Here is a 997-nt window from a genome sequence, read left to right as displayed (position 1 = left end):
ATATACAGAACCTGGACGGCGCCGGTTTTCGTGCGGCGGCGGGCGAGCATCGCGTCGGACTCGCGTACACGCACGAGCTGCGAGCCGTCCGGTAAGGTTTCGAGCACGGTCGCGGGCAGGGGTTTCAAGGCCCCGGCGGCCGTGCCGGCCTGCGCTGCGCGCGGTCTAGCGGCCGTGCTCACCCGGCGTGTCGGCGGCCGCTCCGTCCGCCTGCATGAACCGTAACAGCCCATCATTGTCACGAGTTCAACCTCAATAGGTCGCGCAGTGCATTTCGGACGCGCCCAACCAGCTCCTCGTCGGTCATATCGCCTGAATCGCGAATTGATGGGTCGATCACGTAGTCATCGAGAAGGTAGAAGACATCAGTGAGTATCCGATCGAAGCGCTCTCGAACCCGCTCCTTCTCATCCAATGCATGACGACGAGCCATCAGCCACGCACGTGCGAACTCTGGGCCAGAAATCTTGGCCTCAATGAGTTCATGCATTAGTTCGAGCTGCCTGGCAATGCCGGTTCCAGGATCGACCTCAGATGGCGATGACCAGGCACGTCGCCTCGACTGTGACGGATCATCAGCCGAATGCCGAATCACCATAGATAACCATTATCGATAATTCCTGCAAACTGATTGTCGCCAAGACGATACGCGGTCCAGAACTGTCCGGAATCCGCACGCAGCATGACCATCCTACTTGTTGCCGAATCAATGAACCCGACCGCTTGGCCCTGACCCCGGTAGTTAAATCTGTAAATATTTGTTCCGTCGGCAGTCATGTGCGCTTTCATCGCATCTTGAAATGCGGCGAGGTTCGCTTTGTTCTTATTCCCGCCGATGCCGAAGTCCATAGCATGAGCATCATACTTCTTATTCAAAACCTTCGAATTTGAGAAGTCAGCCTTTTCTGCCCACTTTGCTGCGGCACCGCGGCTGCCAGTGGTGCACGGCGCGAGACCGAGGGGATCGAGCCAGCCCAGGGGATTGTCGACGTAGGCG

General features: G+C 57.9%; 3 protein-coding genes. All 3 read right to left on the bottom strand.

The window, feature by feature from the left end:
• Positions 1-182 (bottom strand): hypothetical protein (locus U9978_RS23300; protein WP_322763288.1); only part of this gene is annotated, 182 nt, incomplete at its 3' end.
• A gap of 56 nt (positions 183-238) precedes the next feature.
• Positions 239-598, bottom strand: a complete 360-nt coding sequence (locus U9978_RS23295; RefSeq protein WP_322763287.1) for a colicin immunity domain-containing protein — start codon at positions 596-598, stop codon at positions 239-241.
• The coding region (locus U9978_RS23290) for a colicin D domain-containing protein (protein ID WP_322763286.1) at positions 592-997 on the bottom strand (406 nt) is incomplete at its 5' end. The genes U9978_RS23290 and U9978_RS23295, both read right to left, overlap by 7 nt.

This window comes from Protofrankia sp. Cr2 (assembly GCF_963555885.1).
Lineage (GTDB): Bacteria > Actinomycetota > Actinomycetes > Frankiales > Frankiaceae > Protofrankia.
The sequence above is the reverse complement of the archived record's forward strand: the minus strand, read 5'-3'. Positions and strand labels throughout refer to the sequence as shown.

What these genes read in the sequence shown, in the direction of transcription:
- U9978_RS23295 (WP_322763287.1), bottom strand. Translation starts at nt 598, where the DNA reads ATGGTGATTCGGCATTCGGCTGATGATCCGTCACAGTCGAGGCGACGT.